This is a genomic window from Streptomyces nidicola, from assembly GCF_050106155.1.
Lineage (GTDB): Bacteria > Actinomycetota > Actinomycetes > Streptomycetales > Streptomycetaceae > Streptomyces.
The window spans coordinates 6697327-6719089 of the sequence record NZ_JBNBPI010000001.1 but is presented as its reverse complement, the minus strand read 5'-3'; the positions used below and the strand labels follow the sequence as shown (position 1 = coordinate 6719089).

The window sequence follows — 21763 nt, the reverse complement described above, 5'->3', positions numbered from 1 at the left end:
GCGGCGGCCCTCCTCAGCTACGGGTGTTTGGGCACGGAGTGCAGCAGCGGTTTCGGGGATGTCTCGCCCGGCGGGGCACCGACCGCGGTCATGGTGAGGACCAGGGCGAGCGCCGCGGCGAGACCGATCGCCGCGGCGACGAGTGCGCGCATGTCCGACCTCCCTGCAGCCTTGCGGCACACGGAATCTGATGAGGCGTCAGGCCTCTGGGTCGGTGCACCGTAGCAACGCGGAGCGGGAATGAGAACACGTTGTACGAGACGTAGTTGAGCCCCCGACCATGTGCGGTCAGGGGCTCAACTCGGGGCCGTGCGGCAGGTGTTACGAGGACGCGGCCGCGGTCACCTTCAGCTCGACGTCCACCGTCGCGCCGCCCGTCGTGGTGACGCGCAGCAGGAACGTGCCGGTCGTGTCGTCCGCGTACAGCTTCGGCAGCGTGAAGTGCCCGTCGGCGCCGGCCTTCAGGCCCTTGAGGCTGCGGATCGTCTTGCCGTCCGCGTCCTTGAAGTAGGGGCCCTTGTCCGCCTCGGTCGCGTCGTCCTTGGACGTGATGAGGGTCGCTGTCGCGGCGACGCCGTCGGCCGCTGCGCCCTTGTACGTGGCCTTCAGCTCGACGGCCTTGTCGAAGGTGCCGCCCGCCTCGCAGGTCAGCGCGTCGGCGCCGACCCGCTCCAGCTTGTCGGCGCGCGCGGTGACCGTCGCCGTGTGGTCGGGTCCTGTCACACTGCGGCCGACGACGGTGGTGCTGACCTTGAACTGGCCGGTCTTCTTCCCCGCCTTGAGCGCCGGCGCGGTGGCCACGCCCGAGCTGTTCGTGGTGACGGTGGCGCTGGTGGCGCCGCCGGAGAACGTGGCGTCCGTGGCGCCGACGATCGTGAAGCGGATCTTCGCGGAGCCGACGGCGGAGCCCGCCGCGTTCTTCGCCTTCACCTTGACCCGCGCGCTGAAGGAGTCGTCCTGCAAGGCGGTGAGGGTGCCGGTGCCCGCGTCGGCGAGCTTGGTGACGGAGGCGGTGGGGCTGGTGGTGGGCGGCGGGGTGGTCTCGCCGGGGCTCGTCGAACCGCCACCGCCGGTGTTCCCGCCGGGGGTGGTCGAACCGCCGCCACCGGGGGCCGTCGAGCCGCCGCCGGCCGGAGGCTTGGACGGGGCCTTCGTGGTCGGCGAGTGCGACGGGCGGTCGGAGTTCCGGTGGGAGGGGCTCGGCGACGGGCTCGCGCCGCTCGTGCCGCCGCCGCTCGGGTGCTTGGGCAGCACGCCGGTGCCGTCGGGGACCGAGTGGGAGTTCTTGCGGTAGTACTCCAGCCACTTCAGGACGGTGGCGAGGTAGTCCGAGGAGTTGTTGTAGCTGAGGATCGCCTTGTTGAGGTCCAAGGCGTTCGACAGGTCGCGGTCGGCGCGGCACAGGTAGTGGCCCGCGGCGAGGGCGGCGTCGTAGACGTTGTTCGGGTCCTTCTTGCCGTCACCGTTGCCGTCGCGGCCCGCCCACTCCCAGGTGGAGGGGATGAACTGCATGGGGCCCACGGCGCGGTCGTGGACCGTGTCGCCGTCGTAGGAGCCGCCGTCGGTGTCGGTGATCTTCGCGAAGCCGTTGCCGTCCAGGGGCGGCCCCGTGATCGCCTTGATCGTGTTGCCGTCCTTGTCGACGTCGCCGCCGTCGGCCTGGCCGGACTCGACCTTGCCGATCGCGGCGAGCAGTTGCCAGTCCAGATTGCAGCCGGGCTTCGTGGTGCCTATCTCGGCGGCGGCCTTCTTGTAGGCGTCGAGGACGGTCGCGGGTATGCCGGAGTCGCCGCTCTTCCCGCCCGTGCCGGGCGAGGTGGTCGGGTCGTCGGTGGGGCTGTCCAGCGGCGGCAGGTCGGTGTAGTAGTCCGGGCCCGTCGCCGAGTCCGGCGGAGTGTCGTCGGAGCGGTCCGCCGCGGAATTGCCGCCGTCCGGGTGCGGAGGGCTCACTCCGGGTGCCTGGGACGCGGACAGGGCCGCCACCGCCGCGGCGGCGACCGCGGCCGTCATGACTCCTCTGCGCAGTCGCCTGCCGAATACCGCCGCCATGCCGCGAGCCCTCCCCTTGTCGCCTGTACCGATCCGCCGTGCTCCCCCAGCGCGTGGATCCCGCCGACCCTACGACAACTTCCGCCGCACAGACACCCGTTCGTGCCCGGTATTGACCGAATAGCCAGGTGAAGGGTGTCGTACGATTCCACGCTCGCACGTACCGGACGACAGGGGGCCACGTGCCGTTCACCATCAGCCATGCCGCGGCCGTGCTGCCTTTTGTACGACGGGACGGTTCGGGGCGCGGTCCGCTCGTTCCCGCGCTGCTCGTCGCGGGGTCGTTCGCGCCCGACCTCACGTACTACGCGGCGGGCGTGCTGCCGGGGGCGATGGGATTCGGCTCGTTCACGCACTCGTTCACGGGTGTATTCACGGTGGACGTGGGGCTCGCGCTCGCGGTGGTGGCCGTGTGGCGGCTGATCCGGGAGCCGGTGCTCGGGCTCTTGCCGGGGCGGGTGCGGGGCCGGGTGGGGGCGGTGGTCCGGGCTTCTGGGCGGCGTACGGGATGGTGGCCGCTGTGGTGGTACGTCTCCGCGGCGCTCGGCGCCACGACGCACATCGTGTGGGACGCCTTCACGCACCCGGGCCGCTGGGGGGTGCGCCTCTTCCCCGTCCTCGGCGAGACGTTCGCCGGCTCCCCGCTCTACTGGTACGTCCAGTACGCCGGTTCGGCCGCCGCACTCGCCGTGCTCGCCGCGTTCGCGTGGTGGACGGTACGGGGTGCCACCCCCGCCCCGGCACCACCCACCGGGAGGCGGTGGCTCGCGTGGACCCTGATCGCGGGCTGCGCGTGTGTCGCGGGCGCGCTGCGGGTGACGAACTGGCTGTCGTACGTGAACGGGGCCGGCCTCACCTGGCAACCGTGGGAGATCATCCCGGCCCTCTGCTTCGGAGCGGGGGCGGGCCTCGCCGTGGGGGTGGTGCTGTACGCGCTGGTGAGCCACGTCAGGCCGCGCACCTCTAGCCCCGCCGGCGAGCACAGCCACTTCCAGCCCCGCCAGCGCGCACAGCCGCCTCAAGTCCCACCGACGAGTCCAGCCAATTCAAGCCCCGCCGGCGATTGAGGCGCGGGGTCCGGGGCAGAGCCCCGATCTTTCCAGCCCCGCTCTTGGACGAGAGCCCGCGGGGCCCGGGGCGGAGCCCCGCGACGTAAGCCGGGCGCGGGCCGCGACAACGCAACCCGCACCCGACCACCGGAGGCTAATGCGCCGCAGACTCCCAGTCCGACCCAAGCCCCACCGACACATCCAGCGGCGCCCGAAGCGTGACCGCCCCGGCCATCTCGCGCCGCACCAGCTCCTCCGCCGCGGCCGCCTCACCCGGCGCGATCTCCAGCACGATTTCGTCGTGGACCTGAAGCAGCATCCGCGACTTGAGCTTCGCCTCCGTGAGCGCCTTGTCGACGTTCAGCATCGCGATCTTCACGATGTCCGCCGCGGTGCCCTGGATCGGCGCGTTGAGCGCCATCCGCTCGGCCATCTCCCTGCGCTGCCGGTTGTCCGAGTTCAGGTCCGGCAGATAGCGGCGGCGCCCCAGCATCGTCTCCGTGTACCCGGTGGCGCGCGCCTCGTCGACGGCCCGCCGCAGGTAGTCCCGCACTCCGCCGAACCGCTCGAAGTACGTGTCCATCAGGCCCCGCGCCTCGCCCGGGTCGATGCCCAGCTGACCGGAGAGACCGAAGGCGGAGAGGCCGTACGCGAGCCCGTACGACATCGCCTTGATCTTGCGGCGCATCTCCGCGTCGACCGCGTCCCGCTCCACTCCGAAGACCTGCGAGGCCACCGTCGTGTGCAGGTCCTCGCCGGAGTTGAACGCCTCCAGGAGGCCCTCGTCCTCCGACAGGTGCGCCATGACGCGCAGTTCGATCTGGCTGTAGTCGGCCGTCATCAGCGACTCGTAGCCCTCACCGACGACGAACCCCCGCCGGATGGCGCGGCCCTCGTCGGTGCGGACCGGAATGTTCTGCAGGTTCGGGTCGGTCGACGACAGTCGTCCCGTCGCCGCCACCGTCTGGTTGAACGTGGTGTGGATGCGCCCGTCCGCCGCGATCGTCTTGATCAGGCCCTCGACGGTGACACGGAGCTTGGCCTGCTCACGGTGGCGCAGCATGATCACGGGGAGTTCGTGGTCGGTCTGCGTGGCCAGCCAGGCGAGCGCGTCGGCGTCCGTCGTGTACCCGGTCTTGGTCTTCTTCGTCTTCGGAAGGTCGAGTTCCTCGAAGAAGACGGCCTGGAGCTGCTTGGGGGAGCCGAGGTTGAACTCGTGCCCGACGGCGTCGTGCGCCTCCTTCACCGCCTGCTGCACGGCGCCCGCGAACATCTGCTCCATCGACTCCAGGTGGGCGCGGTCGGCTGCGATGCCGTGCCGCTCCAGGCGCGCGAGGAGCGTGGACGTGGGCAGCTCGATGTCGGTGAGCAGATCGGCCGCGCCGACCTCCTTGAGGCGCTCACCGAAGGCCTCGCCCAGGTCGAGGATCGCGCGGGCCTGCACCATGAGGGCGTCGGCCTCGGCCTGGTCGTCCTCGTCGGTACCGAACGCGAGTTGACCGTCGGCCGCGCCGGCCGGGGCCAGCTCGCGGCCCAGGTACTCCAGCGACAGCGCGTCGAGCGCGAAGGAGCGGCGGCCCGGCTTGACCAGGTACGCGGCGAGCGCCGTGTCCATGGTGATGCCGTCGACGCTCCAGCCGTGCTCGGCGAAGACCCGCATCACGGACTTGGCGTTGTGCAGCACCTTCGGCTTCTTCGCGTCGGCGAGCCACGTGGCGAAGGCCTTCTCGTCGGCCTCGTCCAGCGTCGACGGGTCGAACCAGGCGGCCTCTCCCCCGGCGGCGGCCAGCGCGACCTCGGTGACCGAGCCCGTGCCGAGCGACCAGGTGTCGACGGACGCGAGACCCAGGACGGCCTTGCCGTGCTCGGCCAGCCACGACGCGACCTCGCCCGTGGTGAGCACCTTCCCGTCGAGCTCGACGCCCGGCTCGGCCGGGGTCTCCTCGGCCTGCTCGGCCCCCGGGTCGACGGCGAACAGGCGCTCGCGCAGCGACGGGTTACGGATCTCCAGCGTGTCCAGGATCATCGCGATCGCCGTACGGTCGTACGCCTCGCGCCCCAGGTCGGCGACCGTCTTCGGCAGCTCGACGTCGCGCACCATCTCGGTGAGCCGCCGGTTCAGCTTCACGGCCTCGATGTGGTCCCGGAAGTTCTGCCCCGCCTTGCCCTTGACCTCATCGGCGCGCTCGACCAACTCCGCGAACGAACCGAACTGGTTGATCCACTTCGCGGCCGTCTTCTCGCCGACTCCGGGGATGCCCGGCAGGTTGTCCGACGGGTCGCCGCGCAGCGCCGCGAAGTCCGGGTACTGGGCCGGCGTGAGCCCGTACTTCTCCTCGACCTTCTCCGGCGTGAACCGCGTGAGCTCGGAGACGCCCTTGGTGGGGTACAGCACCGTCACGTTCTCCGAGACGAGCTGGAAGGAGTCCCGGTCGCCGGTGACGATGAGCACCTCGAAGCCCGCGGCCTCGGCCTGCGTGGCGAGCGTCGCGATGACGTCGTCGGCCTCGAAGCCGTCGACCGCGAAGCGCGGCGTGTGCATCGCGTCGAGCAGCTCGCCGATCAGCTCGACCTGGCCCTTGAACTCGTCCGGAGTCTTCGACCTGTTCGCCTTGTACTCGGTGAACTCCTCGGAGCGCCACGTCTTGCGGGACACGTCGAACGCCACCGCGAAGTGCGTGGGCTCCTCGTCGCGCAGCGTGTTCGCCAGCATCGACGCGAAACCGTAGATCGCGTTCGTCGGCTGCCCCGTCGCCGTCGTGAAGTTCTCCGCGGGCAGCGCGAAGAATGCCCGGTACGCCAGCGAGTGCCCGTCCATGAGCATCAGGCGGGGGCGCCCGCCCGAGCTGCTGTCTGCTGCCTTCGCCACCGGATCCACCGTCTTCTGCGTCGTCTTTGGCGTATTCGCTGCTGCTTTCTCTGCCACGTCCCCGATCCTGCCAGACCCCACTGACAGCGCGGCCCACCCCGGACCGCCACCGGCGTTGTCACACCCTCGTGCGAAGATCGGAGACGTAGCTCACAGCACTGCTCAGCAGGACGCACAGCAGCACCGCAGGACCGCTCAAAGGGGAGCCACCCATGGCAAGCAAGCCGCCCGCATCCGACCCGGTACAGGACGCGCCGCAGGTCGCGGCGCCGCAGCACCATGCCGCCGGGCTCCCCGCCGTGAAGCACTCGCTCAAGATGGCCCGCGAGCAGATGGGCGTGAAGCGGACCGCGCTGACGCTGCTGCGCGTCAACCAGAAGGACGGCTTCGACTGCCCCGGCTGCGCCTGGCCCGAGCCGGAGCACCGGCACGCGGCGGAATTCTGTGAGAACGGGGCGAAGGCGGTCGCCGAGGAGGCCACGCTGCGCCGCGTGACGCCGGAGTTCTTCGCCGCGCACCCGGTCGCCGACCTCGCGACGCGCTCCGGGTACTGGCTGGGCCAGCAGGGCCGGCTCACGCATCCCATGTATCTGGAGGAGGGCGGCACCCATTACGAGCCCGTCTCGTGGGAGCGCGCCTTCGACATCATCGGCAAGGAACTCGAAGCCCTCGCCTCCCCCGACGAGGCCGTCTTCTACACCTCGGGGCGCACCAGCAACGAGGCGGCGTTCCTCTACCAGCTGTTCGCCCGCGAGTTCGGCACGAACAACCTGCCCGACTGTTCGAACATGTGCCACGAGTCGTCCGGCTCCGCGCTCACGGAAACCATCGGCATCGGCAAGGGCAGCGTCCTCCTGGAGGACCTCTACAAGTCGGACCTGATCATCGTCGCCGGGCAGAACCCGGGCACGAACCATCCGCGCATGCTCTCCGCCCTGGAGAAGGCGAAGGCCGGCGGCGCGAAGATCATCTCGATCAATCCGCTGCCGGAGGCGGGGCTCGAGAAGTTCAAGAACCCGCAGACCCCGAAGGGGATGACCAAGGGCGCCGCGCTCAACGATCTGTTCCTGCAGATCAGGCTCGGCGGCGACCAGGCCCTCTTCCGCCTCCTCAACAAGATGATCCTGGAGACTGAGGGCGCCACCGACGACGTCTTCATCGCCGAGCACACCCACGGCTACGAGGAGTTCGCGAAGGCCGCGCGCGCCGCCGACTGGGACGAGACGCTCGCGGCGACCGGCCTGTCCCGCGCCGACATCGAGCGCACCCTGGAGATGGTCCTCGCCTCCAAGCGCACCGTCGTGTGCTGGGCCATGGGCCTCACCCAGCACAAGCACTCCGTGCCGACGATCCGCGAAGTGGTCAACTTCCTGCTGCTGCGCGGCAACATCGGGCGGGCAGGCGCCGGCGTCTGCCCCGTGCGCGGTCACTCCAATGTGCAGGGCGACCGCACGATGGGCATCTTCGAGCGCCCCGCCCCCGCGTTCCTCGACGCCCTGGAGAAGGAGTTCGGCTTCGCCCCGCCCCGCGAGCACGGCTTCGACGTCGTGCGCGCCATCCGCGCCCTGCGCGACGGTCAGGCGAAGGTCTTCTTCGCCATGGGCGGCAACTTCGTATCCGCCTCCCCCGACACGGACGTCACCGAGTCGGCCATGCGCCGCGCCCGCCTCACCGTCCACGTCTCCACGAAGCTGAACCGCTCGCACACCGTCACCGGCGCCCGCGCCCTGATCCTGCCCACCCTCGGCCGCACCGAGCGCGACCTCCAGGGCAGCGGCGAGCAGTTCGTCACCGTCGAGGACTCCATGGGCATGGTGCACGCCTCCCGCGGCCGCCTGGACCCGGCGAGCCGGCACCTGCTGTCCGAGCCGGCGATCGTCGCCCGCCTGGCCCGCCGCGTCCTCGGCGCCGAATCGGCCACGCCCTGGGAGGAGTTCGAGAAGGACTACGCGACGGTCCGCGACCGCATCGCGCGCGTAGTGCCCGGCTTCGAGGACTTCAACAAGAAGGTCGCCGATCCGGACGGGTTCGCGCTCCCGCACGCCCCGCGCGACGAGCGCCGCTTCCCCACCACCACCGGCAAGGCCAACTTCACGGCCGCGCCCGTCGAGTACCCGCGCGTACCCGAGGGCCGCCTGCTCCTGCAGACGCTGCGCTCGCACGACCAGTACAACACCACGATCTACGGCCTCGACGACCGCTACCGCGGCATCAAGAACGGCCGCCGCGTCGTCCTCGTCAACGCCGACGACGCCAAGGACCTCGACCTCGCCGACGGCTCCTACGTGGACCTCGTGAGCGAGTGGGAGGACGGCGTCGAGCGGCGCGCGCCCGGCTTCCGCGTCGTGCACTACCCGACGGCCCGCGGCTGCGCGGCCGCCTACTACCCGGAGACGAACGTGCTGGTGCCGCTGGACGCCACCGCCGACACCAGCAACACACCCGCGAGCAAGTCCGTCGTGGTCCGCCTGGAACAATCCAGGACCGACTGAGCGTTTGCTCAGCCACGTGGGCGGCTCAAGCCGGCCACGCGGACGACTCAAGCCACGTAGACGACTCAAGCAAGGCACGACGAACGGAGCCGGGCGCCATGGGCGAGCAGAACCACACGCAGTTCCCGCAAGAGGTCATCGACGAGTACGCGGCACTCGGCATCGACCTCGTCGCCCTGTTCTCCGCCGGCCACCTCGGCACGCGCATGGGCATCGAGATGAAGGAGGCCTCGGCCGAGCGCGTCGTCGGCACCATGCCCGTCGAGGGCAACACCCAGCCCTACGGACTGCTGCACGGCGGCGCCTCCGCCGTGCTCGCCGAGACCCTCGGCTCCGTCGGCGCGATGCTGCACGGCGGCAGCGGCAAGATCGCCGTCGGCGTCGACCTGAACTGCACGCACCACCGCGGCGCCCGCTCCGGCCTCGTCACCGGCGTCGCCACCCCGCTGCACCGCGGCCGCTCCACGGCGACGTACGAGATCGTCATCACCGACGAGCAGGACAGACGGGTCTGCTCGGCCCGCCTGACCTGCATGCTCAAGGAAGTCCCGGACGCGCCCACCGCGTAGCGGAGGAAGTTCCGGGCCGCCCACCGCATGACGGAGGGCGGCCCGGCGCCTACCGCTCGGCGGTCGGCGCCACCGGCAGCGTCACCGCACTGTCCCCGGCGCGCACGGTCATCCTCGTGCCCGCCGGGTAGCGCAGCGTGTAGTCGTAATCGGTCGAGATCAGGACGACACCGAGCCGGTGCCCCGCCTTGAAGACATAGTCCTCGGGCTGCATGTCCCACTTCAGCCGGTACTCGCGGCCCTCGACGACCTTCGACTGACGCGCGTACGACACCCGGTTGCGGGCATCGAGCCAGCCCCGCGTCACGATCTTGTAGTCGGCGGTCTCGGTGCGGTGCTTCGAGCGGTACGCGCACCCCGTCTCACCCGCGAGACCCGGCACGCCCTCGCCGTAGCAGACCTGCTGCGAGGTGTCGGTGACCGTGCCGGAGGTGGCGCGGGTGTCCCGCCCGTAGTCGACGAGCAGCGCGGTCACGTACGGCGACGTACCGGCCAGCGAGGCCCGCACATCGACCTCTGGCACGCCGTTGAGCCGGACGTCCTTGTCCAGCGCCCCCGTCGTGTACGCGAGCCGGTTCGGGTTCGCGTCGTCCGGCGACGTCACCAGCTTCTCCGCGGCGACCGTGCGGCCCGCGTCGGTCAGCGACTGCACGCGCTTGGCGCCCGCCTTGCTCCCCAGCGTGCCGTCGGCGCGCATCCGAAGCGTCGTCGAGCGGGTGCCCGGCGCCGGCCAGTCGCTCTGCTGCTTCCACCCGAAGTCGGCCTGCTCGACGTCGACCCGGGGCTCCTTCGTGACGCCGTTGTCGATGCCGTACAGATAGTGGTCGAACCAGTGGTGGACCTGGCTCAGCCACTCCTCCATGCGCAGCGGCATCGGATTGGCGTGCCCGGCCTGGTGCAGCCACAGCTTGCGCGGCACATGGTTCTTCTTCAGCGCCTCCCACAACTGGTCCGCGTTCTTCGTCTTCACGTTCCAGTCGTTGAGGCCGTGCACGACGAACGTCGCCGCCTTGATCCGGCGCGCGTCCTTCAGATAGTCGCGCTCCTGCCAGTACGGCGACCAGTCACCGGTCACCCGGTCCTGATCACGCTCCAGCGAGTCGAGCACCGGCTTGCAGATCTCCCGGTCGGCCCGCGAGTACACGTACCTGGCGAGCACGTCGGTGTCCTCACCCTGGTACGTGCCGGGCGCCACGACACCGCCGTTCGCGCGGTAGTAGTCGTACCAGGAGGAGATCCCGGAGATCGGCACGATCGCCTTGAGGCCTTCAACTCCCGTACTGGCGACGGCGGTCGGCAGCGTGCCGTTGTAGGAGATGCCCATCATGGCGGAGTCACCGGTCGACCAGTCCGCGCGGATCGGATCGCCCTCGGTGTCCCAGCCCTTGGCGCGCCCGTTCAGCCAGTCGATCGCGGCCTTCGCGCCGAGCGTCTCATTGCGGCCCCCCGAGGTCGGACAGCCGGTGGAGTCGCCGGTACCGACGCTGTCGACCTCGGCCACGGCATAGCCGCGCGGCAGGAAGTAGTTGTCGTAGTACCCGCCGTACGCCACGGCAGGACCGGTCAACCCCGCCTTGTCCGGCGCCTGTTGGAATCGCCTGCCCGACTCCGGGAGACCGTCCTCGTCCAGGTCGACGACATGGTTCGGGACATCGTTGCCACCCGCCCAGTACGGGCTCGCCTCGACGATCGTGGCGACCTTCAGGCCCGCCGTCTCCGTCTCCTTGGGCCGCAGGATCCGCATGCGCACGGTGTCGCGCTTCCCGTCGCCGTCACTGTCGGCCTCCGTCTGCACGTCGACCTTCTGCAGCACGGCGTCCTCGCGCGAGAAGACGGGCTGCGTCTCACGATCCTTGATCCTCAACTCCGCCTGCCCGGCGGGTTGGACGGCATACGCGGACGGGGCGGCCACCGCCGCCACCAGCGCACACACCAGGGACAGGCCGAAGCGTCTCTTACCGGTGGATCTCACCATCGTGCCTCCAAGGGCGCGTTCGGGAGTTCACTCACGGGACGGGAGGTGACGTGAGGTATTCCATCGCGCCACGCCCCGTCCGGCCAGTGGGCGTCCCCAACTCGCATTCTCTGTACCGACATCGACCGAGGCGGCCCAACTCCCGGGCCCCGCCCCACCATTGGCGGACCCACCCCCTCCGCCCTACCGTCGAGCATGACCGGCATCGGGCCCGTCGAGCCGCACAAACCGGCGGCCGACAGCCACCCCCGCGCGCCGCACCCCACCGACATCGTCGGCGCCGACTCCCCACGCCCGTACGACCGTTGGAACGCACTACCCCCACGCAGGCGCCGCCTCGTCCTCGCCGGACTCGTCACCGCGGCCGCCGTCGCGGGCACCCTCCTGCTCCCCCGCCCCGAGCGGCCCGCCCCGGCGCCACCCGACCCCTGGCCCGCCCAGGTCACCCACCTGACGTACGAAGGATCACGCGGCGACACCTTCCGGTTCACCGTGCACATCGACCACGGCGGAACCGTGACGATCCGTCACATAAGGGCGGGAGACCCTCGATTGACGCTCACCTCCACACCACGCCCACCCATCGAAGCCACCCCGCGCTCCCCGGCCACCCTCACCGTACGGATCGACGTACGCGACTGCTCCGCCCTGCCCCGCGCCCTCGACATGACCTACCTGGACCTCACACTCACCAACCGGCGGGCCAGAGAACTGCACAGCTTCATCTTCGTCGAGCGCTACCCGCACGACCTGCTCACCCTGCTGCGCGCCCGCTGCAAAGAACCCCGCGCCGAACTCACACAGCGGTAACACTCGGTTACCTCTGCCGCAACGAAGCAATGCGAACGTCGCACCGCGTAGCCCTGTCGTCGCGCACGGGGCGCACCCGACCATGTCGATCTTGAGAACACCCCGCTCCACTACGGGACTTGAGGTGATCTTGGTCTGCGCCGCCCGGCCGGGACGCCCGGCATAACAAGAACGTCACAGCCTCTTCCGCACCCACGCTCCACCCCGCCACCTGCGCTTATAGTCACGGCCAGTCACCGCGCCGCCGGGCGCACCACTTGCACGGCCCCTGTACCACTCCGTACGGCCCGGCGAGACACACGGCCCCTGGACCAGGGGACCGCGCCAGGGAGAGGAATGATCGTGCGACACCGTTCTTTGCTCATACTCACTTCCGTGCTCACCACCGGAGCACTCACGCTCACCGCCTGCGGTTCGCGCGACGACGACAAGAAGTCCAGCGGCGGAGAGAACACCACCGTGGTCATCGGCGTCGACGCCCCGCTCAGCGGCGACCTCTCGGCCATCGGCATCGGCATCAAGAACTCCGTCGACCTGGCCGCGAAGACCGCCAACAAGAACAAAGAAGTCAACGGCGTCACCTTCAAGACCCAGCCGCTCGACGACGTCGCCAACCCCTCCACCGGCGGACAGAACGCCACCAAACTCGTCGGCGAGGACGACGTCCTCGGCGTCGTAGGACCGCTGAACTCCAGCGTCGCCCAGTCGATGCAGAAGACCTTCGCGTCCGCCAACCTGGTCCAGGTCTCCCCCGCGAACACCGCACCCGAACTCACCCAGGGCGCCAAGTACGCGACCAAGAAGGCGCGCCAGTTCGACACATACTTCCGCACCGCGACCACCGACGCGCTGCAGGGCCCCTACGCCGCCCAATACGCGTACAACACCCTCAAGTTGAAGACCGTCTACTCCGTCGACGACAAGAAGACCTACGGAGCGGGCCTCGCCCGCACCTTCCGCCAGGAATTCACCAAGCTCGGCGGCAAGGTCATCACCACCGACCACATCAACCCCGACGACCGCGACTTCGGCGCCATCGCCACAAAGATCAAGAACTCCAAGGCCGACTTCGTCTACTACGGCGGCGAATACCCGGCCGGCGCACCCCTGTCCAAGCAGATCAAGGACGCCGGAGCCAAGATCCCCGTCGTCGGCGGCGACGCCCTGCAGAGCGCCGACTACGTCAAGCTCGCCGGCAAGAACGCCGAAGGCGACTTCGCCACCTCCGTCGGCGCCCCGCCCGAGAAGCTCGACACCGCCAAGAAGTTCATCGCCGACTACAAGGCCGCCGGCTACGACGAGCCCTACGAGACCTACGGCGCCCTCTCCTACGACGCCGCCTGGACCATCATCCAGGCCGTCAAGCAGGTCATGGCCGACAACGACGGCAAGCTTCCCAGCGACCCCAAGGAAGCCCGCAAGAAGATCACCGAAGCCACCCAGAAGGTCTCCTTCAACGGCGTCACCGGCAACGTCGCCTTCGACCAGTACGGCGACACCACCAACCGCACCCTCACCGTGTACCAGGTCAAGGGCGGCAAGCACACCCCGGTCAAGACCGGCGAGCTGGAAGCGCAGTAACCAACAGGGAGCGCCCGGCACCCCGGACACTCCCCCAGCACCGAACCATGCGCGGGGGGCCCACCAACAGCCCCCCGCGCACCCGTACTTGACACCACCACCCACGGAGGCCCAGCGGTGCACGATCTGCCGCAACAGCTGGTCAACGGCCTGATCCTCGGAGCCCTGTACGGCCTCATAGCCGTCGGCTACACCATGGTCTACGGCATCATCCAGCTCATCAACTTCGCCCACGGCGAGATCTACATGATCGGCGGCTTCGGCGCCCTCACCATGTGGCTCTGGCTCCCCGGCGGAACATCCCTGACCGTCGCCCTGCCCCTCATGCTCCTGATGGGCATAGCCTGCTCCGTCCTCATCGCCGTCGGCGCGGAACGTTTCGCCTACCGGCCCCTCAGAAACGCCCCACGCCTCGCACCGCTCATCACCGCCATCGGCCTCTCCATCGCCCTCCAACAAGCCGTCTGGGCCTTCTACCCCGACGCCAAGGCCGACCGCACCTTCCCCCAGTTCGAGGGCGGCCCCATCGACCTCGGCGCCTTCACCCTCCAACGCGGCGACCTCTTCCTCATCATCGCCGCCCCCATCTGCATGGCAGGCCTCGCCTACTTCGTCGCCAAAACCCGCACAGGCCGCGCCATGCAAGCCACCTCCCAAGACCCCGACACCGCCAAGCTCATGGGCATCAACACCGACCGCATCGTCGTCACCGCCTTCGCCATCGGCGGCGCCTTCGCAGCCGTCGCCGCCATGGCCTACGGCCTCAAATACGGCCAAGTCGGCTTCAAAATGGGCTTCATCGCCGGCCTCAAAGCCTTCACCGCAGCCGTACTCGGCGGCATCGGCAACATCTACGGCGCCATGATCGGCGGCCTCACCCTCGGCCTCGCCGAAGCCCTCGCCACCGCCTACATCGGCGACATCCCCGGCATGGAACTCTTCGGCGGCGGAGCCTGGAAGGACGTCTGGGCCTTCGCCCTCCTCATCCTCGTCCTCCTGCTGAGGCCCCAAGGCCTACTCGGCGAACGCGTCTCGGACAGGGCGTGACCACCATGACCACAACCACAGCCACGGCCGGCGCCAAGACCGCCGCCCTCCCGCTCCCCGAAAAAGCCGCCCGCTACGGCACCACAGCCGGCGCCCTCCTCACCCTCGCCAGCACCTTCCTCGCCTGGACCTGGACCACCGAATTCCCCGGCGACCTCACCGTCACCGGCTACCCCGGCGGACTCCAAGTCCTCACCCTCGTCGGCGCACTCCTCACCCTGCTCCTCGCCCTCGCAGGACTCGGCACCCGCGGCCTCCAATGGCTCACCCCCGGCGGCACCACCGCCCCCACCCTCCTCCTCGCCCTCGGCACCCTCGGCACCACCGGCTACACCATGGGCGCCATCTCCGCGAAACTCGGCGGCACCGCCAACCTCGAACCCGGAGCCTGGATCGCGGGCATCGCAGCCCTCGCCACCACCCTCCTCGCCCTCGGCCTCCCCGCCGACATCCCCGACCCCGAAGCCACCAACCCCTGGCGCCGCTTCCGGGCCGCCCTCAAAGCCCCGGCCCCACGCCCCAGCACCATCAAGCTCCCCGCCTGGGCCGAAATCCTCCTCATCGCCATCGCCTTCGGCCTCGCCCTCTACGTCTTCACGTACGGCATCGACACCGAATACGGCGAACTCTTCGTCGGCTACCTCATCATCGTCGCCTTCGGCGCAGCAGGCCTCTCCAAAGCCGGCCTCCTCACCCGCATCACCGCACTCACCAACAAACACCGCAACATCAGCCTCACCGCAGCCTTCGTCGCCGCAGCAGCCTTCCCCTTCACCCAGACCAACGACACCTACACCAACGTCGCCGCCAACATCCTCGTCTTCGCCACCGTCGCCCTCGGCCTCAACGTCGTCGTCGGCCTCGCAGGACTCCTCGACCTCGGCTACGTCGCCTTCCTCGGCGTCGGCGCCTACGCCGCAGCCCTCGTCTCCGGCAGCCCCGACTCCACCATCGGCGTCCACTTCCCCTTCTGGGCAGCCGTACTCACCGGCGCAGCCGCATCCCTGGTCTTCGGCGTCGCCATCGGAGCCCCAACACTTCGGTTGCGCGGCGACTACCTCGCCATCGTCACCCTCGGCTTCGGCGAAATCTTCCGCATCACCATGAACAACCTCGACGGCGACTCAGGACCCGACGTCACCAACGGCCCCAACGGCATCCCCAACATCCCCGACCTCAAAATCTTCGGCTTCGACCTCGGCGAAACCCACACCGTCCTCGGCGTCGACCTCGGCCGCTTCGCCAACTACTACCTGTTGATGCTGTTCTTCACGATCATCGTCGTGACCGTCTTCCGCCGCGCCAGCGCCAGCCGCATCGGCCGCGCCTGGGTCGCCATCCGCGAAGACGAAACAGCCGCCCGCGCCATGGGCATCAACGCCTTCCGCCTCAAACTCCTCGCCTTCGCCCTCGGCGCCTCCCTCGCAGGCATGGCCGGCAGCGTCCAGGCCCACGTCCAGTACTCGGTCACCCCCGACCAGTACAAATTCGTGGAAAACGCACCACCCAACTCCGCATTCCTGCTCGCCGCAGTCATCCTCGGCGGCATGGGAACCGTCAGCGGCCCCCTCATCGGCGCGGCCCTGCTCTACCTCATCCCGGCGAAACTCCAATTCATCGGCGACTACCAACTCCTCCTCTTCGGCATCGCGTTGATCCTCCTCATGCGCTTCCGCCCCGAAGGCCTCGTCGCCGACAAACGCCGGCAACTCGAATTCCACGACACCGGCCAACTCGACGTCCCCGAACAAACAGGCCTCACCGGCGCCGGTACGGCACCCACCAAGGCCGGAGCGTGACCACCATGACCACAGCGACGACCAACACGGTGCTCCAGGCAAGCGGCGTCACCATGCGCTTCGGCGGCCTCACCGCCGTACGAAACGTCGACCTCAACGTCGACCAAGGCGAAATCGTCGGCCTCATCGGCCCCAACGGCGCCGGAAAAACCACCTTCTTCAACTGCCTCACCGGCCTCTACGTCCCCACCGAAGGCAAAGTCTCCTACCAAGGCAACACCCTGCCGCCCCAACCCCACCTCGTCACCCAGGCAGGCGTCGCCCGCACCTTCCAGAACATCCGCCTCTTCGCCAACATGACCGTCCTTGAGAACGTGTTGGTGGGTCGCCACACGAGGACCAAAGAAGGCCTGTGGTCGGCCCTCCTCCGCGGCCCCGGCTTCCGCAAAGCCGAACGCGGCAGCGAAGAACGCGCCATGGAACTCCTCGACTTCATCGGCCTCTCCCACAAACGCGACCACCTCGCCCGCAACCTCCCCTACGGAGAACAGCGCAAGCTGGAAATCGCGAGGGCACTGGCGAGTGAGCCAGGACTCCTACTGCTCGACGAGCCGACAGCGGGCATGAACCCCCAAGAGACGCGCGCCACCGAAGAGCTGGTCGTCGCCATCCGCGACATGGGCATCGCCGTCCTCGTCATCGAGCACGACATGCGCTTCATCTTCAACCTCTGCGACCGCGTCGCCGTACTCGTCCAAGGCGAAAAACTCGTCGAAGGCACCAGCGAAGAAGTCCAGGGCGACGAACGCGTCATCGCCGCCTACCTCGGCACCCCCTTCGAAGGCGCCCCCGAAGACACCGCGATCGAAGAAGTCCAGGCCGCGGAAGCCCAGGCCGGCGGGGAAGGAAACGACCAGTGACCGCACTGCTCGAGGTCGAGGACCTCAAGGTCGCCTACGGCAAGATCGAAGCCGTCAAAGGCATCTCCTTCAGCGTCGAAGAAGGCCAGGTCGTCACCCTGATCGGCACCAACGGCGCCGGCAAGACAACCACCCTGCGCACCCTCTCCGGACTGCTGAAACCTTCGGGCGGCAAGATCAGCTTCGCCGGGGAACCGCTGGCGTCCGTCCCCGCGCACAAGATCGTCGCGATGGGGCTGGCGCACTCCCCCGAAGGCCGCCGCATCTTCCCCCGCCTCACCATCGCGGAGAACCTGCAACTCGGCGCGTTCCTCCGCCGCGACCAGGCGGCCGTCGAAAAGGACATGCAGCGGGCGTACGAGCTGTTCCCGATCCTCGGGGAGCGAAGGAAGCAGGCGGCGGGAACGCTGTCGGGCGGCGAGCAGCAAATGCTGGCCATGGGGCGGGCGTTGATGTCCCAACCGAAGCTGCTGATGCTCGACGAGCCTTCGATGGGTCTGTCGCCGATCATGATGCAGAAGATCATGTCGACGATCTCGGAACTCAAGGCCCAAGGAACGACCATCCTGCTGGTCGAACAGAACGCCCAAGCGGCACTGTCACTCGCCGACCAAGGCCACGTCATGGAAGTCGGCTCCATCGTCCTCTCCGGCAGCGGCGAAGACCTCCTCCACGACGAATCCGTACGGAAGGCCTACCTCGGCGAGGACTGATGGCTTTACGTGCTGTACGTGCTTTACGTGAATGTGGCTGAGGCCCGCACCCCTGAACCGGGATGCGGGCCTCACACACGTAACGGACGACGTCAGCCCTTCGACGCCTTCTTCTCCTCGGCATCCTGAATGACCGCCTCGGCCACCTGCTGCATCGACAACCGGCGATCCATCGACGTCTTCTGAATCCAACGGAACGCGGCGGGCTCGGTCAGCCCGTACTCCGTCTGCAGAACCGACTTCGCCCGGTCCACCAGCTTCCGCGTCTCAAGACGCTGCGTAAGGTCCGCGACCTCGTTCTCCAGCGTCTTCAGCTCCGTGAAGCGCGACACGGCCATCTCGATCGCCGGAACGACGTCACTCTTACTGAACGGCTTCACCAGATACGCCATCGCACCGGCGTCGCGCGCACGCTCCACCAGATCGCGCTGCGAGAACGCGGTCAGCATCAGAACAGGGGCAATCGACTCACCGGCGATCTTCTCCGCCGCACTGATGCCGTCCATCTTCGGCATCTTCACGTCGAGGATCACCAGGTCGGGCTTGTGCTCACGGGCCAGCTCGACGGCCTGCTCGCCGTCGCCGGCCTCGCCCACGACGGAGTAGCCCTCTTCCTCGAGCATCTCTTTGAGGTCGAGGCGGATGAGGGCCTCGTCCTCGGCGATGACGACGCGGGTCGTCAGCGGCGGGACGTGCGACTTGTCGTCGTCGACTGCGTCTACGGGCTCGGGCGTCTCGGGGGCGGTCACGGGGGCGCTCCTTGGTTATGCAGGGCGGGGGTGCTGCTTACAAGAGCCTACCTAGCTGCGATATGGTGGTCGCGCAGCGGGTCGAGGTTAACCTTCGATCCTGCGGGCCCCGGTAGCCCAATTGGCAGCAGGCAATGGATTCAAAACCCATACAGTGTCGGTTCGAGTCCGACCCGGGGCACTTTTCCTTCGATTCGAAGGTTGCCAACCCGAAGCGGATGTTCACGTTCTCGTGAACATCCGCTTTTTGCTGTGTGTCGCGGCACGCCGCCACACACAGTGACCACATGTACGACATGGGTACACGTAAGCGGGCGCTGGCGCTGGTCGCGCAGGGGCGCAGTCTGAACTCGGTGAGCAAGGAGACCGGCGTCTCGCGCGCCGCGATCCGTGCTTGGCAGACACGCATCGAGCCGCTGCCGCGGATGCAGCCCCAGGCGACGCCCTGCGTCCGATGCAGACCGGCACCTGGGCTCCCCACCGATGCAGCGGCATACAGCTATCTCCTGGGCCTCTACCTCGGCGATGGCTGCATCAGTCCGGGGATGCGCTACGGCTACTTCCTGCGGATCGCCTGCGCCAACGTCTATCCCGGCCTCATCGACGGATGCGCCGCCGCCATGCAAGCCATCAATCCGAGCGGCAAGTCCGCCCGCGTACAGGCCGTCGGGTACGTCTCAGTCGTGGGCTACAGCAGGCACTGGCCCTGCCTCTTCCCCCAGCACGGCCCCGGCAAGAAGCATGAGCGCACGATCACCCTCGCCCCTTGGCAACAGGAGATCGTCGATGCCCACCCGTGGGAATTCATCCGGGGCCTCGTCCACTCCGACGGATGTCGGATCACGAACTGGACGACCCGGATCATCAGCGGTGAGCGCAAGCGCTACGAGTACCCGCGGTACTTCTTCACCAACACGTCCATCGACATCATCCAGCTCTACACGGACACCCTGGACCGCCTCGGTGTCGAGTGGAAAACGCTCAACCAGAGCCGAGCCGCAGTCACCATCTCGGTCGCCCGCAAAGGAGCCGTCGCCCTGATGGACGCCCACGTAGGTCCCAAGTACTGACCCCGCAATAGGACCCGTCACACCCGCCCCGCCCACCCCCTGGGACCTGCCCCAATTCCCCCAGGAACCCTTGACCGCCCCACCCGCCTCGACGGACGTTCGGGTTCACACCCACCACCCGTCCGAAGAGGTACGCATGAGCCCGATCAACCGGCGCCGCTTCGTCGCGGCCGCGGCAGGTGCCGCCGCGGCTGCCGTTGCCGTGAGCCCGGAGTCCGCGTTTGCCGCACACAGACCCGGCGGCGGCCATGCCACCTCAGGGGACAGCATCAGCGCGACGGACGAGGGCGACTTGAACTACGACGACGACACCGACTTCACCAACGCCGACAAGGGCTTCATCGCGGCGCTCACGCCAGGCGTGATCAAGAACGCGGACGGCAAGGTCGTCTGGGACGCCGACGGGTACGACTTCCTCAAGAAAGACGCCCCCGCAACCGCCAGCAAGAGCTTGTGGCGGCAGTCGCAGCTCGTCAGCAAGCAGGGGCTGTACAAGGTCACCGACCGGATCTACCAGGTGCGCGGTCTCGATCTGTCGAACATGACGATCGTCGAGGGCGATACCGGCCTCATCGTCATCGATCCGCTGATCTCCGCCGAGACGGCCGCCGCCGCGCTGAAGCTGTACCGGGAGCACCGTGACGCCGCGGACAAGAAGGTCACGGCGCTGATCTACACGCACCCGCACGTCGATCACTTCGGTGGCGCGTACGGGATCCTGCCGGACGGGGCCGGCGACGTACCGGTCGTCGCGCCCGAGGGGTTCCTGGAGCACGCCGTCTCGGAGAACGTGTACGCGGGTACGGCGATGACGCGCCGTTCCTCGTACATGTATGGCGCGCGGCTGCCCAAGTCGGCGCAGGGGCAGATCGGTTGTGGTCTCGGGCAGAACGTGTCGCTGGGGACGGTCGGGCTCATCCCGCCGACGAAGAGCGTCACCAGGACCGGGCAGGTCGAGACGTTCGACGGGGTGCGGGTCGAGTTTCAGATGACGCCGGGGACCGAGGCGCCGGCCGAGATGAACTTTGTCTTCCCTGATCTGCGTGCGGTGTGCATGGCGGAGAACGCGACGCACACGATGCACAACATCATCACGCTGCGTGGTGCGCAGGTGCGGGATGCCCGTGAGTGGGCGCATTACCTCAACGAATCGATCGACCTGTTCGCGGATCGGGTGGATGTGGCGTTCGCGTCGCATCACTGGCCGACGTGGGGTGGCGAGGAGATCTCCGAACTCCTCACGCAGCAGCGGGACTTGTATGCGTACATGCATGATCAGACGCTTCGGATGATCAATATCGGGATGACCGGTAGGGAGATCGCCGAGGAGATCAAGCTGCCGCCGGCCCTCGACGTGTGGGCGAACCGCGGTTACTACGGTTCGCTGAGTCACAACGTGAAGGGGATCTATCAGCGGTACATGGGTTGGTTCGATGCGAATCCGGCTCACCTCTGGGAGCACACGCCGGTCGATGAGGCGAAGCGGTACGTGAAGGCCCTGGGTGGGCGGACGGCGACGGTCGCCAAGGCGAAGGGGTTCGCGAAGGACGGCGACCTGCGGTTCGCCGCTACGTTGCTGAATCACGTCGTGTTCGCGGATCCGGATCACAAGGCCGCCAAGTCCGAACTGGCCGCGATCTACACGAAGTTGGGGTACGCGACCGAGAACGCGGTGTGGCGGAATTTCTATCTCACGGGTGCGATGGAGCTGACGGACGGGGTCAAGACGGGCAGCTCGACGTCGGTGAGTCCGACGATGATGATGGCGCTGAGCATCGACCAGCTGATCGATTCGGTCGCGATTCGGATCAATGGGCCCAAGGCGTGGGATCTGAAGTTGAAGATGGACTGGAGTTTCCCGGCGCTGGACGTCGTCTATCACCTGACGTTGCAGAACGGCGTGTTGACGTACAAGAGCGATGACAAGGCCGACAGCGGTGCGGGTGTGACGCTGTCCATGACCAAGCCGCAGCTGCTCGCCTTGTTGGGCGGGAAGGGACTTGGGGACATCGAGGTGTCGGGTGATGCGTCGCTGCTGCAGAAGTTGCTGGGCGTGGTCGAGAAGCCGGATCCGGGTTTCGCGATCGTGACCCCGTAGTCGTGATCCCGTAGTCGTGATCCCGTAGTCGTG

16 protein-coding genes and 1 tRNA gene are annotated in these 21763 nt (G+C 68.3%); 12 read left to right on the top strand and 5 right to left on the bottom strand.

Going from position 1 to position 21763, the window contains the following annotated elements; genetic code table 11:
* Positions 1-17: 17 nt before the first annotated feature.
* The gene (locus tag ACOKM3_RS30280; protein ID WP_266720761.1) at positions 18-152 is read right to left on the bottom strand and encodes an SPW_0924 family protein; all 135 of its coding nucleotides are present in this window, start codon (positions 150-152) and stop codon (positions 18-20) included.
* Between the two features lie 169 nt (positions 153-321).
* Positions 322-2049, bottom strand: coding sequence for a lytic transglycosylase domain-containing protein (locus ACOKM3_RS30275; RefSeq protein WP_426904178.1), 1728 nt, complete (start codon positions 2047-2049; stop codon positions 322-324).
* Positions 2050-2231: 182 nt separating this feature from the next.
* Here ACOKM3_RS30275 and ACOKM3_RS30270 point away from each other — a divergent pair, with 182 nt between their 5' ends.
* Positions 2232-3116, top strand: a complete 885-nt coding sequence (locus tag ACOKM3_RS30270) for a DUF4184 family protein (RefSeq protein WP_426904177.1) — start codon at positions 2232-2234, stop codon at positions 3114-3116.
* Positions 3117-3252: 136 nt separating this feature from the next.
* Here ACOKM3_RS30270 and polA read toward each other — a convergent pair whose 3' ends face one another.
* A complete protein-coding gene (polA, locus tag ACOKM3_RS30265; protein ID WP_426906939.1) occupies positions 3253-5922 on the bottom strand; it encodes a DNA polymerase I in 2670 nt (889 codons plus the stop codon).
* 257 nt (positions 5923-6179) lie between these two features.
* Here polA and ACOKM3_RS30260 point away from each other — a divergent pair, with 257 nt between their 5' ends.
* Together ACOKM3_RS30260 and ACOKM3_RS30255 are read left to right on the top strand one after the other, a co-directional pair.
* Positions 6180-8459, top strand: a complete 2280-nt coding sequence (locus ACOKM3_RS30260) for an FdhF/YdeP family oxidoreductase (protein ID WP_426904176.1) — start codon at positions 6180-6182, stop codon at positions 8457-8459.
* Between the two features lie 98 nt (positions 8460-8557).
* Positions 8558-9028 (top strand): hotdog fold thioesterase, encoded by a 471-nt coding sequence (locus ACOKM3_RS30255; RefSeq protein ID WP_403849512.1) that lies wholly within the window; start codon positions 8558-8560, stop codon positions 9026-9028.
* Positions 9029-9077: 49 nt separating this feature from the next.
* On the opposite strand, the gene ACOKM3_RS30250 is transcribed toward ACOKM3_RS30255, so the two are convergent.
* Positions 9078-11003 (bottom strand): Xaa-Pro dipeptidyl-peptidase, encoded by a 1926-nt coding sequence (locus ACOKM3_RS30250; protein ID WP_426904175.1) that lies wholly within the window; start codon positions 11001-11003, stop codon positions 9078-9080.
* A gap of 195 nt (positions 11004-11198) precedes the next feature.
* Here ACOKM3_RS30250 and ACOKM3_RS30245 point away from each other — a divergent pair, with 195 nt between their 5' ends.
* From ACOKM3_RS30245 to ACOKM3_RS30220, 6 genes are all read left to right on the top strand, one after another.
* A complete protein-coding gene (locus ACOKM3_RS30245) occupies positions 11199-11813 on the top strand; it encodes a hypothetical protein (RefSeq protein WP_426904174.1) in 615 nt (204 codons plus the stop codon).
* A 336-nt stretch (positions 11814-12149) separates the two neighbouring features.
* On the top strand, positions 12150-13394 hold the full coding sequence (locus ACOKM3_RS30240) for a branched-chain amino acid ABC transporter substrate-binding protein (protein ID WP_426904173.1): 1245 nt from the start codon (positions 12150-12152) through the stop codon (positions 13392-13394).
* 117 nt (positions 13395-13511) lie between these two features.
* Positions 13512-14441, top strand: a complete 930-nt coding sequence (locus tag ACOKM3_RS30235) for a branched-chain amino acid ABC transporter permease (protein ID WP_426904172.1) — start codon at positions 13512-13514, stop codon at positions 14439-14441.
* A gap of 5 nt (positions 14442-14446) precedes the next feature.
* A complete protein-coding gene (locus tag ACOKM3_RS30230) occupies positions 14447-16240 on the top strand; it encodes a branched-chain amino acid ABC transporter permease (protein ID WP_426904171.1) in 1794 nt (597 codons plus the stop codon).
* Between the two features lie 5 nt (positions 16241-16245).
* On the top strand, positions 16246-17100 hold the full coding sequence (locus ACOKM3_RS30225; protein ID WP_426906938.1) for an ABC transporter ATP-binding protein: 855 nt from the start codon (positions 16246-16248) through the stop codon (positions 17098-17100).
* Positions 17097-17813 (top strand): ABC transporter ATP-binding protein, encoded by a 717-nt coding sequence (locus ACOKM3_RS30220; protein WP_426904170.1) that lies wholly within the window; start codon positions 17097-17099, stop codon positions 17811-17813. The genes ACOKM3_RS30225 and ACOKM3_RS30220 overlap by 4 nt, the downstream gene beginning before the upstream one ends.
* A gap of 92 nt (positions 17814-17905) precedes the next feature.
* On the opposite strand, the gene ACOKM3_RS30215 is transcribed toward ACOKM3_RS30220, so the two are convergent.
* Positions 17906-18562: an ANTAR domain-containing response regulator gene (locus ACOKM3_RS30215; protein WP_266720737.1), complete on the bottom strand. Its 657-nt coding sequence runs from the start codon at positions 18560-18562 to the stop codon at positions 17906-17908.
* A gap of 106 nt (positions 18563-18668) precedes the next feature.
* Here ACOKM3_RS30215 and ACOKM3_RS30210 point away from each other — a divergent pair.
* From ACOKM3_RS30210 to ACOKM3_RS30200, 3 genes are all read left to right on the top strand, one after another.
* Positions 18669-18743: transfer RNA gene (locus tag ACOKM3_RS30210), tRNA-Leu, on the top strand.
* Positions 18744-18849: 106 nt separating this feature from the next.
* Positions 18850-19632, top strand: a complete 783-nt coding sequence (locus tag ACOKM3_RS30205) for a transcriptional regulator (RefSeq protein ID WP_426904169.1) — start codon at positions 18850-18852, stop codon at positions 19630-19632.
* Between the two features lie 136 nt (positions 19633-19768).
* Positions 19769-21730: an alkyl/aryl-sulfatase gene (locus tag ACOKM3_RS30200; RefSeq protein WP_426904168.1), complete on the top strand. Its 1962-nt coding sequence runs from the start codon at positions 19769-19771 to the stop codon at positions 21728-21730.
* Positions 21731-21763 lie beyond the last annotated feature (33 nt).